We start from the raw sequence: 11888 nt of genomic DNA, 5'->3' as shown, positions 1-11888 counted from the left end.
GGGGATTGCTTCCCGGATGGCTCGCCGTGCGACCGCCGATGCCGCACTGCTGCCGCACACTGCCGGGGCGGCGTAGGGCGCGTGCCGCGTGCGTGCCGGGCCCCGGCGTCGCGACTCCGGCCATGAACCACCGGGCAGGCATTAAAGTCGGGGCATGGCTTCGGAGACTTCAGGCGGTGGCGGCAGCGGGAACGGGACCGGCGGCGCTCCGGCGGGCGCGGGCGGCGGCTCCGTGCGGGTCGACGCCTGGATCTGGTCCGTCCGCCTGGTGAAGACCCGCTCCATGGGCGCGGCGGCCTGCAAGGGCGGCCATGTGCGGGTCAACGGCGAGCGCGTGAAGCCCGCTTACGGCGTGCACGTCGGCGACGAGGTACGCCTGCGCCACGCGGACGGCCGTCAACACGTCGTCGTCGTCAAACGCCTCATCCGCAAACGCGTCGGCGCCCCGGTGGCCGCCGAGTGCTACGTCGACAACAGCCCTCCCCCGCCGCCCCGCGAGGCCGTGGCCCCCGCCGGCGTACGAGACCGCGGAACGGGCCGCCCCACCAAGCGCGACCGCCGGGAGATGGAACGGCTCCGCGGCTTCGAGGGTTAGCGACGCCGCGAGGACCGGCAACGGCCCGGCAGGCCCTCGACACGGGGGCGGAACTCCCTTCCGGTGCGCGGACGTTCACGCCATGCGCCACAGGTCTACGTCAGCGCCAGGATGAGGAGGACCAGCGTGGCGGTGTTCCCTCCCCTCTGAGCGCGGTCACGCTCACGATGAACGCACCGAGCACCGAGCACCGGGATCAGCAGCGCGAGCAGCGCGATCCCCCGAGCACTTCCAGCGTGCCGATCGTGGACACCCCCGGCCCAACCTCCCCACCCCGCCCGCGAACCATCAAGATCCCAAGTCAGCCGGCACCGCCCGCACCCAGGTCCCGTCCTCCGTCAGATACGCGTCGACCCGCAGCCCCGCCTCCCCCAGCGCGTCCTCGAACTGCTCCTTCGTGAGCGGTCGGGCGCGGAACGTCTGGGTCCATGTGGCGTCCGGGAAGACGTACTCCGCGCGCACCTCGTTCACCCCGTCCCCGACCGGTTCCGCCGACACGATCCGCACCGTGTACCCGCCGGGATCGACCCGCTCCCTCGGCAGATTCGTGTGGTAGTCGGCCCCCTCCCGTTGGATCAGCACGCAGCCGTCGTCCGTCACATGGGCGCGGCACGCCCGCAGCATCCCGCGCCGCACCGACACGTCGCCGCTGTGCACCAGGAACGACGCGAGCATCACCACCTCGAACCGCTCGCCCAGGTCGAGCTCCTCGATCGGGCTCCGGATGGTGCGCACCCGGCCGTCGAGCGCGGCGACCTTCGCCAGCATCTCGGCGGACTCGTCCACCGCCGTGACCCGGAATCCCCGCTCCAGCAGGGGACGCGTCACCCGCCCCGCGCCGCTGCCAAGCTCCAGAATGTGCGCCCCGGCCGGGACCGCGTCGGCGATGACGTCCGGCTCGTTCCCGACGGACAAGCGCGCGTACAGGTCCACCGCGCAGCCGTCCGGCGTGATCGCTCCGGGCCCCGTCCCCTCGTACCCCTCACGCATCTCAGCAGTCATGGCCAGTCAACGAAGCGCTCCGAGAGCCCGTTCCCGCCCCTCCCGGGGGCCGCGCGGCTTACAGCGGGAACCAGCCATGCCCTCCGTACCAATGGCCGCCCCACCTCAGATGGTCCCCCACTGCCCTCTCCACGCTCGTCCGCCTCGGCAGTTCGGCCACGGGACGGCTCCGGTCGCCGAAGACGAAGGCGACGGGAGTGCTGTCGTCCGGCTCCGCCTCATACCCCTCCACCAGGCGGAAGCGCTCCTGGAAGCGGACGATGTTGGAGTCTGCCGGCAGATACCGCTTCAGCTGTGGGTCGAGCAGCCAGGAGTGGCACGTCGCTGTCTCATGTCGCTCCTCCGGGAAGTGCCGCGCGAAGAACTCCCGTGCCAGCGTGATCGACCGGTCGCACGCCTCGGGGGACAGCGGCCCCCGGAAGTCCGCTATGTGCAGGTCCAGACACGGGTCGCCACGCCTCGCGGAATGACCCGCCTCGGCCGTGGCACCGCCCATCCGCTGCCCCAACACCGCGCGCTGGAACTGAAGCCGCCCCAGCTGATAGAGCTCGCCCCGGAAATGCAGGGAGTTCCAGCCCGGATGCAGCAGTCCGGGGCCCCCGCGCGCCCGGCGGTGCACCGCCATGTGCCGGCCGAGGTCGGCGAGCGTGCGGCGGGAGATCTCGTCCGGGATTCCACGGCTCTGGTGATACGCCCGTACGTGGGGCAGCGCCGCGACGAAGACGTACACGTAGAACAACGCTCCCAGCGTGCCCGTCTCCGTCGGCAAGGGAGGATATTCGGGGCCCGCATCGGCCGTCCCCATGTCCCGCACCGTCCCGGCGACGAGGCGATCGAGCAACCAGCGCGCTTCCGGGTCCCCCATCAGCCGCCCGCGCAGGGCCACCAGGTCGTTGATGTCCTCGTGCGGCACCGCCAGGTCGAGCAGCACGTCCGGCAGTTCGTCGGCCGAGGGCAGCAGCGCCCCGCCCCGCGACGCGCCACTGCCCTCGGCGGCCTCAGCGCCCTCAAGATCCTTCAGCCACGCGGCGAGCCGCTCGTCCGTCCTCGCCCGGTCCCTCAGTACATCCAGCAGAGCCACAGCCATACCCCCGATCGTCGCATCTACGATCTTGGAGCCTCAGGCCCTTCCGGTCCACCACCCACGGGTGGATCCTGGAAGGCGGGAGCGGATACAGACCGGGCGGACACGGCTCAAGACGGCCGGAGACGAGTGGAGATGCGGCTGTAGCGCGGTGCGGAGAGACGCGGTGCGGAGGGAGAGGAGTCCTCTCATGAAACGCACGGGCAGTGAACCGGTGACAGCGCGCAGTCCGCTGCGCCTGCGACTCTGGTTCAGCGCGTGGGGCCTTGCCTGGGCCACGTTCGGCACCATCGCCTTCGCCCTGGTGGGGCGCCCCGGCTGGGCCGTGACCTGCGGGGTGCTCTGGCTGATCGTCACCGCCGACATGGCGATGATCCTGCGCCACATCCGTCAGGGACCGCATTACCAGCCGGGCCGGGACGTACCGCCGTACGAACCTCCGTCGTACGAACCTCCGCGCGAGAACTAGCTCCCGGCGTCGCCGGACTCCCCCTCGTCGAAGCGCGCCGCCGCCAGATACTCCGGCTGCGGATCAAGCGCCGCGGCAAGGCGGAAGTGGCGCCGGGCCTGTTCGGGCCGCGCCGCGCGTTCGTAGGTGCGGGCGAGCGCGAAATGGGCGAACGCGTTGTCCGGCTCCCGCTCCAGCACGATGCTGAACTCGAGCTCGGCGGCGCGCAGTTGAGCGGCGGCGAAGAAGGCACGGGCCCGCAGCAGCCGCGCGGCCGTGTTCTCGGGGTGGGCCGCGATGACCGTGTCGAGCAGCTTCACCGCGCCTCGGGGGTCCCGCGCGGCAAGGAGCTGCTCCGCCGCACGGAAGTCGATGACATGGGTCTCCGGGGTACTTTCGGGCACGCGTGACTCCTTCCCTCGCTGCACTGTGTCAACGCCCCTCACATGCACACCTATTCCGTCAGGTCCTGTCAGGTTCCTTCAAGTGCCGTCAGGTGCCGTCAGGCGTTTGGAGAGCGGCGGCCCGCTAGGCCTTCCGCGCCCGCCCCACGAGATCCGCCCACACAGCGCCGACGCGCTGTTCCAAGCCCTCCAGCGGACCGTCGTTGTCGATCACGATGTCGGCGATCTCCAGGCGCTTCTCGCGCGTGGCCTGCGCCGCCATCCGCGCCCGGGCGTCCTCCTCGCGCATGCCGCGCAGCCCCACGAGACGCTCCAGCTGGGTTTCGGGGCTCGCGTCGACGACGACCACCAGGTCGTACAGCGGCGCCAGGCCGTTCTCCGCGAGCAGCGGCACATCATGGACGACCACCGCGTCCCTCGAGGCCGCGTTCTCCAGTTCGGCGGATCGGGCGCCGACCAGCGGGTGCACGATGGAGTTCAGTACGGCCAGCTTCTCCGGGTCGGCGAAGACGACCGAACCCAGCTTCGGCCGGTCGAGGGAGCCGTCCGGGGCGAGGATCTCCCGGCCGAAAGCTTCGACGATCGCCGCCAGACCCGGAGTTCCCGGCTCCACCACCTCGCGGGCGATCTTGTCGGCGTCGATCAGCACGGCTCCGGACGCGACCAGGAGACGCGATACTTCACTCTTGCCGGCGCCGATACCGCCGGTCAGGCCCACCTTCAGCATGACCGGCAGCTTAGAGGGTGCCGCACTTCCGAGTCCGCTCGGCTACGAGTCGGCCCCTCGGCCACGAGTCGACCCCTCGGCTACGAGTCGGCCCCTCGGCTACGAGTCGCCCTCTCGCTCCGCGAGGAAGCGCTCGAATTCCTGGCCGATCTCGTCGGCCGACGGGATGTCCACGGGCTCCGCGAGCATGTTGCCGCGCGCGTCGCCGCCGGCGGCAGCGTCGTACTGGTGCTCGAGTCCCTGTACGAGGGCGACCAGTTCCTCGTCGCCCTCCTGGATCTGCCGGTCGATCTCGGTCTGGGTGCGGTGCGCCTCGGTGCGCAGGCCGTGCGCGACGCTCGGCAGCACGAGGCCCGTAGCTGCGGTGATCGCCTCCAGGACCGTCAGGGCGGCGTCCGGGTAGGCGGAGCGGGCGATGTAGTGCGGGACGTGTGCGGCGACACCGAGCACGTCATGGCTCGCCTCGAGGAGGCGGTACTCGACGAGAGATGCCGCGCTGCCCGGCACCTGCGCCTCGTCGAAGGGGCTGCGGTGTCCCGGAATCAGGTCGGTACGGTTCCCGTGCGGCGTGAGGCCCACGGGGCGGGTGTGCGGCACGCCCATGGGGATGCCGTGGAAGTTCACCGCGAGGCGCACGCCGAGCCGCTCCACGATCTGCTCGACCGCCGCCGCGAACCGCTCCCACTCGATGTCCGGCTCGGGTCCGGAGAGCAGCAGGAAGGGCGCGCCCGTGGCGTCCTGGAGCAGCCGCACGTCGAGCGTGGGCACCTCGTACTCGGTCCAGCGGTCGCGCCGGAAGGTGAGCAGCGGGCGACGTGCGCGGTAGTCGACGAGCCGGTCGTGGTCGAAGCGCGCGACCACCTGGCCGGGCAGGCTGTCCGTGAGCTTCTCGACGATCTGGTCGCCGGTCTCACCCGCGTCGATGTAGCCGTCGAAGTGGTAGAGCATGACCAGTCCGGCCGACTCCTGGGCGAGCGCCATGTCTACGACAGCGAGGCCCTTCGGCTCCCATTCGTACAAACCCTGCGGATCAAGCACGGTGACCGCTCCTCGCCCTCTTCGTCGTGACTCGTACAGCAGAACGCCGGCGACGGCGTCGGCATTCCCTCCCGCATCTCTTCACAGCGGCTTCTTACAACACCCATAGGAAGCCGCCCAGTTCACGACGGCCGGGGCATGCAGATCAAGGAGGGCCCCGTCAGGGGCGCGGGGAACTGCGCGACCAGCCCCCACCGGCGCGCGGCCGACACAGAACCGGCCCCCGGAAACAGCACAGCGGGCCCGCACCCCCGAAGGGATGCGGGCCCGCGATGTTCAGCTGCTGCTACCGCCTAGAGGCGAGATTCAGCTCTGGCCGCCCGCGAGCTTCTCGCGCAGCGCGGCAAGCGCCTCGTCCGACGCCAGGGCGCCGGAGTTGTCGTCCGACTCCGAGGAGTACGAACCGCCGCCGCCACCGCTGCCACCGGCAGCCGGGGCACCGGTCGAGGACGCGGGAGCCGCAGCACCCTCGGCCTCGGCCTGGGCGTCCGCCTCGCGGGACTTGATGACCTGGGCCTGGTGCTGCTCGAAGCGCTGCTGCGCCTCGGCGTACTGGCCCTCCCAAGCCTCGCGCTGGGTCTCGAAGCCCTCGAGCCAGTCGTTCGTCTCGGGGTCGAAGCCCTCGGGGTAGATGTAGTTGCCCTGGTCGTCGTAGGACGCGGCCATGCCGTACAGGGTCGGGTCGAACTCGACGGCCGACGGGTCGGCACCGAAGGACTCGTTGGCCTGCTTCAGGGACAGCGAGATCCGGCGACGCTCGAGGTCGATGTCGATGACCTTGACGAAGATCTCGTCGTTGACCTGGACGACCTGCTCCGGGATCTCCACGTGGCGCTCGGCCAGCTCGGAGATGTGGACCAGGCCCTCGATGCCCTCGTCGACGCGCACGAACGCACCGAACGGAACGAGCTTGGTGACCTTACCGGGAACAACCTGCCCGATCTGGTGCGTGCGGGCGAACTGCTGCCACGGGTCTTCCTGCGTCGCCTTGAGCGACAGGGACACGCGCTCGCGGTCCATGTCCACGTCGAGAACCTCGACGGTGACTTCCTGGCCGACCTCGACAACCTCGGAGGGGTGGTCGATGTGCTTCCAGGAGAGCTCGGAGACGTGCACGAGACCGTCGACGCCGCCGAGGTCCACGAACGCACCGAAGTTGACGATCGAGGAAACGACGCCGGAGCGGACCTGGCCCTTCTGCAGGGTCGTGAGGAAGGTCTGGCGGACCTCGCTCTGGGTCTGCTCGAGCCAGGCACGGCGGGACAGGACCACGTTGTTGCGGTTCTTGTCCAGCTCGATGATCTTGGCCTCGAGCTCCTTGCCCACGTAGGGCTGGAGGTCGCGGACGCGGCGCATCTCGACGAGGGAGGCCGGCAGGAAGCCACGGAGGCCGATGTCGAGGATGAGACCACCCTTGACGACCTCGATGACGGTACCGGTGACGATGCCGTCTTCTTCCTTGATCTTCTCGATCGTGCCCCAGGCACGCTCGTACTGAGCGCGCTTCTTGGACAGGATCAGACGGCCTTCCTTGTCCTCCTTCTGGAGAACCAGGGCCTCGATCTCGTCACCAACCGCGACGACCTCGTTCGGGTCGACGTCGTGCTTGATGGAGAGCTCGCGGCTCGGGATGACGCCTTCGGTCTTGTAACCGATGTCGAGCAGGACCTCGTCCCGGTCGACCTTCACGATGACGCCGTCGACGATGTCGCCGTCGTTGAAGTACTTGATCGTCTCGTCGATCGCGGCGAGGAAGGCTTCCTCGTTACCGATGTCGTTGACCGCTACCTGCGGGGTGGTGGCGGTGGTCTCGGTGCTGCTCGTCATGTGGGTAAGGGCTCCGGTACGGACAGTGAGTCGTAGGTACTGCTAGCGCCGGAACCGATTTCGCTCTGCAGAAGCCGGGCAGCCTTGGAGGCGCCGATCCAGTTTCCGGAGAAACGGAAGGCGCCTCGACAACCGAGGGGACATACAACAGACGCGAGCGCATCCTGCTAGGTCTGAGGACGGCAGGCTCGCAGCGCAACTTGTAGCATACGGGGGCAGCCGGACAGGGTCAATGCGCGAAGGCGCACACCCAGGGGCGGAACGCCGCATACCCGGCACAAATGCCGTCGCATGAGGCCACACGGACCGCACAGCGCCCTGCCGCGACCGCTTTTCGGGCCGTCCCGGCACTGTCCCGCTGCGCCGAGCCGCGACCAGCCAGACGGAAGAGTACGACGATGGAGCCGATCATCCAAGAGTCCGAGCTGCCCGAGACCCCCGAACCGGAAGCCACCCGTCGTGACGCCGGTGTGACCGAGAGCAGCCGCGCCAATCGCGGGTGGTGGGACAGGAACGCGGACGACTATCAGATCGAGCACGGCACCTTCCTGGGTGACGACCGTTTCGTGTGGGGTCCCGAAGGGCTCGACGAGGTGGAGGCCGAGCTTCTGGGCCCGCCCGAGGACCTCGCGGGCAAGGACGTCCTGGAGATCGGCGCGGGTGCGGCGCAGTGCTCGCGCTGGCTCGCCTCCCAGGGCGCGCGCCCTGTCGCCCTCGATCTCTCGCACCGGCAGTTGCAGCACGCGCTGCGGATCGGTGGCGGCGTGCCGCTGGTGGAGGCGGACGCGGGGGCACTGCCGTTCGCCGACGGCAGCTTCGACCTCGCGTGCTCGGCGTACGGGGCGCTGCCGTTCGTCGCCGATCCGGTGCGGGTCCTCAAGGACGTGCACCGGGTGCTGCGGCCCGGCGGCCGGTTCGTGTTCTCGGTGACGCACCCGATGCGCTGGGCCTTCCCGGACGAGCCGGGGCCCGAGGGTCTGTCGGTAGCGGCCTCGTACTTCGACCGCACTCCCTACGTGGAGCAGGACGACGAGGGAAACGCCGTCTACGTGGAGCACCACCGGACCATCGGTGACCGGGTCCGTGACGTGGTGGCCGGCGGTTTCCGGCTCGTCGATCTGGTGGAGCCGGAGTGGCCCGCGTGGAACACGCAGGAGTGGGGCGGCTGGTCCCCGTTGCGCGGGAATCTGATCCCGGGGTCGGCGATCTTCGTCTGCGTACGAGACTGAGTGCGTGATCCGTCTGCGTAACGAAGCCCTGGACCTGCCCGTACGCAGTGCGCTGCCCGCGCTGCGGTCCGCCCTGGAGGGGCCGGGCGGCGCCGTGCTGTGCGCGCCTCCCGGTACGGGCAAGACGACGCTGGTGCCGCTGGCCCTCGCGGGGCTTCTCGGGGACGGGCCCGAACGCCGGGTGGTGGTCGCCGAGCCCCGGCGCATCGCCGCGAGGGCCGCCGCGCGGCGGATGGCGTGGCTGCTCGGCGAGAAGGTCGGGGAGAGCGTCGGGTACACGGTGCGCGGTGAGCGTGTGGTCGCGCGTGGCGATCGCCCCGCGCGCGTGGAGGTCGTCACGACCGGTGTCCTGTTGCAGCGGCTGCAGCGGGACCAGGAGCTGACGGGCGTCGACGTGGTGATCATCGACGAGTGCCACGAGCGGCATCTCGACGCGGACACCGTGGCGGCGTTCCTGGTCGACGTGCGGGCGGCGCTGCGGCCCGAGCTGCGTCTGGTGGCCGCGTCGGCGACGACGGACGCGCAGGGGTGGTCGCGGATCCTCGGGGACGCCCCCGTGGTGGAGGCGCGGGGCACCTCGTACCCCGTCGAGGTCGTCTGGGCGCCGCCCGCGCGTCCGGTGCGACCGCCGCACGGGATGCGGGTGGATCCGGCGCTGCTCACGCATGTGGCGTCGGTGGTACGCCGTGCGCTGGCCGAGCGGGAAGGGGACGTGCTGTGCTTCCTGCCCGGCGTCGGCGAGATCGCGCGCGTGGCGGGGCAACTGGGGGACGTTCCCGCGGAGGTTCTCCAGGTGCACGGGCGGGCGCCCGCGGCGGTGCAGGACGCGGTGCTCGCGGGCCCGGCGGACGGCGCCCGGCGGGTGGTCCTCGCGACGTCGGTGGCGGAGTCGTCCCTGACGGTGCCGGGGGTGCGGGTGGTCGTCGACGCGGGGCTGGCGCGTGAGCCGCGTGTGGATCACGCGCGGGGGCTGAGCGCGCTGACGACGGTACGGGCTTCGCAGGCCGCGGGGCGGCAGCGGGCCGGCCGTGCGGGGCGCGAGGCGCCGGGGGCCGTGTACCGGTGCTGGGCGGAGGCGGAGGACGCCCGCCTGCCGCGCTTCCCGACGCCGGAGATAAAGCTGGCGGACCTTTCCGCGTTCGCCCTTCAGACGGCCTGCTGGGGTGATCCTGACGCCTCGGGGCTCGCCCTGCTCGATCCGCCGCCGAGCGGCGCGATGGCGGCGGCGCGGAGTGTCCTGACGGCGGTCGGTGCGGTGTCCCCGGGGCCGGGGCGGGTGACGGAGCGGGGCGCGCGGATGGCGCGGGTCGGTCTTCATCCCCGCCTTGCGCGGGCCCTGCTCGACGCGGTTCCCCTCGTGGGGGTGCGCCGTGCGGCGGAGGTCGTGGCGCTCCTCGGCGAGGAGCCGCCGCGCGAGTACGGGGACGACCTCGCGGCGGCCTGGCGCGCGGCCCGGCGTGGCGGGGACGGGTACGCGGCGCGGTGGCGCACGGAGGTGCGGCGGCTCACCGCCGCCGCCGAGACCTCGGCGGGTGTGCCTGCCCCTCAGGACGCGCTGTCCCGGGGCAGCGACGAGCACGTCGCCGGGCTCGTCGCCGCGCTCGCCTTCCCCGAACGGGTCGCCAGGGGCCGCGGGGACGGCACGTATCTCATGGTGAACGGGACGCGGGCCGAGGTGCGGCCGGGGTCCGCGCTGACCGGCGCGGAGTGGATCGCCGTGGCCGTGGCCGACCGGCCGGTGGGCGCCGGGCACGCGCGCGTGCTGCTCGGCGGGCACATCGGCGAGGACGTGGCCCTCAGCGCCGCCGCGCCCCTTTACGGCGAGGGGGACGAGGTCGCCTGGGCCGACGGGGACCTCGTCGCGCGGCACGTCGAGCGCCTGGGTGCGGTGGAGCTGGCGGTGCGGCCGTTGCAGAAGCCCGCTCCCGGACTCGTACGGGAGGGGCTGCTTGCGGGCCTCAGGGAGGAAGGGACCGCGCTGCTGAACTGGTCGCGGGGTGCTCTGGAGCTGCGGGAACGGCTCGCCTTTCTGCACCGGCATCTCGGCGCGCCCTGGCCCGACGTGTCCGAAAGCGCCCTGCACGCGCGCGTGGACGAGTGGCTGGAGCCCGAGCTGTCGAAGGCGCGGCGCCGTGCCGACCTGCGGCGCATCGACGCGGGGCAGGCACTGAACCGGCTGCTGCCGTGGGCGACCGGCGAAGCCACCCGCCTCGACGCGCTCGCCCCGGAGCGGGTGACGGTGCCCAGCGGGTCGCGGATCCGGATCGACTACTCCGACCCCGGACAGCCGGTGCTCGCCGTGAAGTTGCAGGAGATGTTCGGGCTCGCCGAGACGCCCCGGATCGCGGACGGCGCCGTGCCCGTGCTCGTCCATCTGCTGTCTCCCGCCGGGCGCCCCGCGGCCGTCACCGCCGACCTCGCGTCCTTCTGGCGGGACGGCTACCGGGCCGTGCGGGCGGAGCTGCGCGGCCGGTATCCGAAGCATCCGTGGCCGGAGGACCCCGCGGCGGCCGAGGCGACGCGGTTCACGAACGCGCGCCTCAGGCGTTGACCGGTTCCGGCTCGGGCGCCGCCGTCGCCCGCGGATCTCCCGGCCTGCGGCTGCGGGCCTCCAGCCAGAGGGAGAGGGCGAGCAGGAAAAGCCCGAGGCCGAGGAAGCCCCAGGGGAGATACGACGTCATGAGGAGGACCAGGACGCGCTGGGACTTCACCAGGTCGACCGTGTCCTTGATGTAGTCCTCGCGCATCTTCACGTGCCCCGCGAAGACCGTGACCTTGTCGCGGTCGCCCAGGAGCGTGCCGCCGCGCAGTTCGTTCTTCTGGATCTCCTCGCCGTAGACGGGCGCCCCGGTGGTGGGGTCTACCCAGAACTTGCGGACGGTGGTGTACCAGCGCGTGGTGCCGGACTCGGCGAGGGACTCCGGAGTGATGCCCTTGACCGGCATGGTCTTGGGGAAGGGCACCTTGGTCCAGGGGATGGTCTGCTCGAAGTAGTAGACCTCCACGCCGCGGAACGTCTGCGTGCCCTTGTAGTGGATGGGCCTGGTGATGCGGGCCTGGGCGTCGAAGTACTCGTAATCGCGCTTCTCGGTCAGGAAGGGCCACTTGAACTCGATGCCCTCGCGCTTGACCGGGTCCCCGTCGACCATCTCGCCGGTCGCGTGCACCGGTTCCTGGCTGTGGGCGTCGAAGATGTAGCGCTCGGGGACCTTGGAGACCATCTTTCCGTCGCCGTCCTGGATGTAGGAGAGGGCGTCCCAGACGACGACGTCGCGGTCCGCGCTCTTCTCGATCCTCTCCGAGGCCTCCACGTTGCCCTTGAGCGTCTGCACGATGGTGACCTTGTCGATCTTCTTGGCCCGCATGGTGCCGTAGTCGAGGAGAGTCGGGTTCTTCGCCTCGAGGACCGCCTCCTGGTACTGGCTCGGCGGGATCTTGGCGAGGCGCGGGAAGGCGTACCAGCGCATGAGCGGGGACATCGCCGTGAAGAACACGGCGAAGGCGAGCAGGATCAGGCTGGCCTTACGGCGCATC

General features: G+C 71.1%; 11 protein-coding genes. 4 read left to right on the top strand and 7 right to left on the bottom strand.

What is annotated here, in order from left to right:
* Positions 1–154: 154 nt before the first annotated feature.
* On the top strand, positions 155–595 hold the full coding sequence (locus tag IE226_RS22900; protein WP_190083201.1) for an RNA-binding S4 domain-containing protein: 441 nt from the start codon (positions 155–157) through the stop codon (positions 593–595).
* Positions 596–883: 288 nt separating this feature from the next.
* Here the strand turns inward: IE226_RS22900 and IE226_RS22895 are convergent, their stop codons facing one another.
* The gene (locus IE226_RS22895; protein WP_190083396.1) at positions 884–1585 is read right to left on the bottom strand and encodes a class I SAM-dependent methyltransferase; all 702 of its coding nucleotides are present in this window, start codon (positions 1583–1585) and stop codon (positions 884–886) included.
* Positions 1586–1655: 70 nt separating this feature from the next.
* Entirely contained in the window at positions 1656–2558 is a 903-nt protein-coding gene (locus tag IE226_RS22890) for an acyltransferase domain-containing protein (protein ID WP_229871501.1), read from the bottom strand.
* A gap of 313 nt (positions 2559–2871) precedes the next feature.
* On the opposite strand from IE226_RS22890, the gene IE226_RS22885 reads away from it, so the two are divergent.
* Entirely contained in the window at positions 2872–3150 is a 279-nt protein-coding gene (locus IE226_RS22885; RefSeq protein ID WP_190083199.1) for a DUF6343 family protein, read from the top strand.
* Here IE226_RS22885 and IE226_RS22880 read toward each other — a convergent pair.
* The 4 genes from IE226_RS22880 to rpsA all read right to left on the bottom strand — a co-directional run bounded on the left by IE226_RS22880 (position 3147) and on the right by rpsA (position 7125).
* Entirely contained in the window at positions 3147–3533 is a 387-nt protein-coding gene (locus IE226_RS22880) for a tetratricopeptide repeat protein (protein WP_190083198.1), read from the bottom strand. The two genes, IE226_RS22885 and IE226_RS22880, sit on opposite strands and share 4 nt — an antisense overlap.
* A 124-nt stretch (positions 3534–3657) precedes the next feature.
* The gene (gene coaE, locus IE226_RS22875; protein WP_190083197.1) at positions 3658–4260 is read right to left on the bottom strand and encodes a dephospho-CoA kinase; all 603 of its coding nucleotides are present in this window, start codon (positions 4258–4260) and stop codon (positions 3658–3660) included.
* Positions 4261–4359: 99 nt separating this feature from the next.
* Positions 4360–5298, bottom strand: coding sequence for a PAC2 family protein (locus IE226_RS22870; protein ID WP_190083196.1), 939 nt, complete (start codon positions 5296–5298; stop codon positions 4360–4362).
* A gap of 306 nt (positions 5299–5604) precedes the next feature.
* Positions 5605–7125, bottom strand: a complete 1521-nt coding sequence (gene rpsA, locus IE226_RS22865; protein ID WP_190083195.1) for a 30S ribosomal protein S1 — start codon at positions 7123–7125, stop codon at positions 5605–5607.
* Positions 7126–7523: 398 nt separating this feature from the next.
* On the opposite strand from rpsA, the gene IE226_RS22860 reads away from it, so the two are divergent.
* Together IE226_RS22860 and hrpB are read left to right on the top strand one after the other, a co-directional pair.
* A complete protein-coding gene (locus tag IE226_RS22860; RefSeq protein ID WP_190083194.1) occupies positions 7524–8354 on the top strand; it encodes a class I SAM-dependent methyltransferase in 831 nt (276 codons plus the stop codon).
* A gap of 4 nt (positions 8355–8358) precedes the next feature.
* A complete protein-coding gene (gene hrpB / locus IE226_RS22855; protein ID WP_229871478.1) occupies positions 8359–10905 on the top strand; it encodes an ATP-dependent helicase HrpB in 2547 nt (848 codons plus the stop codon).
* On the opposite strand, the gene pgfA is transcribed toward hrpB, so the two are convergent.
* The gene (pgfA, locus tag IE226_RS22850) at positions 10895–11887 is read right to left on the bottom strand and encodes a cell envelope lipid trafficking protein PgfA (RefSeq protein ID WP_190083193.1); all 993 of its coding nucleotides are present in this window, start codon (positions 11885–11887) and stop codon (positions 10895–10897) included. The two genes, hrpB and pgfA, sit on opposite strands and share 11 nt — an antisense overlap.
* Position 11888: the final 1 nt, after the last annotated feature.

Origin of the sequence: Streptomyces longisporoflavus (genome assembly GCF_014649775.1) — a bacterium.
GTDB classification, from domain to species: Bacteria; Actinomycetota; Actinomycetes; order Streptomycetales; family Streptomycetaceae; genus Streptomyces; species Streptomyces longisporoflavus.
Note: the sequence above shows the minus strand (reverse complement) of the source record. Positions and strands in the feature narration are given on the sequence as shown.

Bases quoted from the DNA above. Each gene is read 5' to 3' on its own strand.
- IE226_RS22900 (WP_190083201.1), top strand. From the start codon at position 155: ATGGCTTCGGAGACTTCAGGCGGTGGCGGCAGCGGGAACGGGACCGGC.
- IE226_RS22895 (WP_190083396.1), bottom strand. From the start codon at position 1,585: ATGCGTGAGGGGTACGAGGGGACGGGGCCCGGAGCGATCACGCCGGAC.
- IE226_RS22885 (WP_190083199.1), top strand. From the start codon at position 2,872: ATGAAACGCACGGGCAGTGAACCGGTGACAGCGCGCAGTCCGCTGCGC.
- coaE (WP_190083197.1), bottom strand. From the start codon at position 4,260: ATGCTGAAGGTGGGCCTGACCGGCGGTATCGGCGCCGGCAAGAGTGAA.
- rpsA (WP_190083195.1), bottom strand. From the start codon at position 7,125: ATGACGAGCAGCACCGAGACCACCGCCACCACCCCGCAGGTAGCGGTC.
- IE226_RS22860 (WP_190083194.1), top strand. From the start codon at position 7,524: ATGGAGCCGATCATCCAAGAGTCCGAGCTGCCCGAGACCCCCGAACCG.
- pgfA (WP_190083193.1), bottom strand. From the start codon at position 11,887: ATGCGCCGTAAGGCCAGCCTGATCCTGCTCGCCTTCGCCGTGTTCTTC.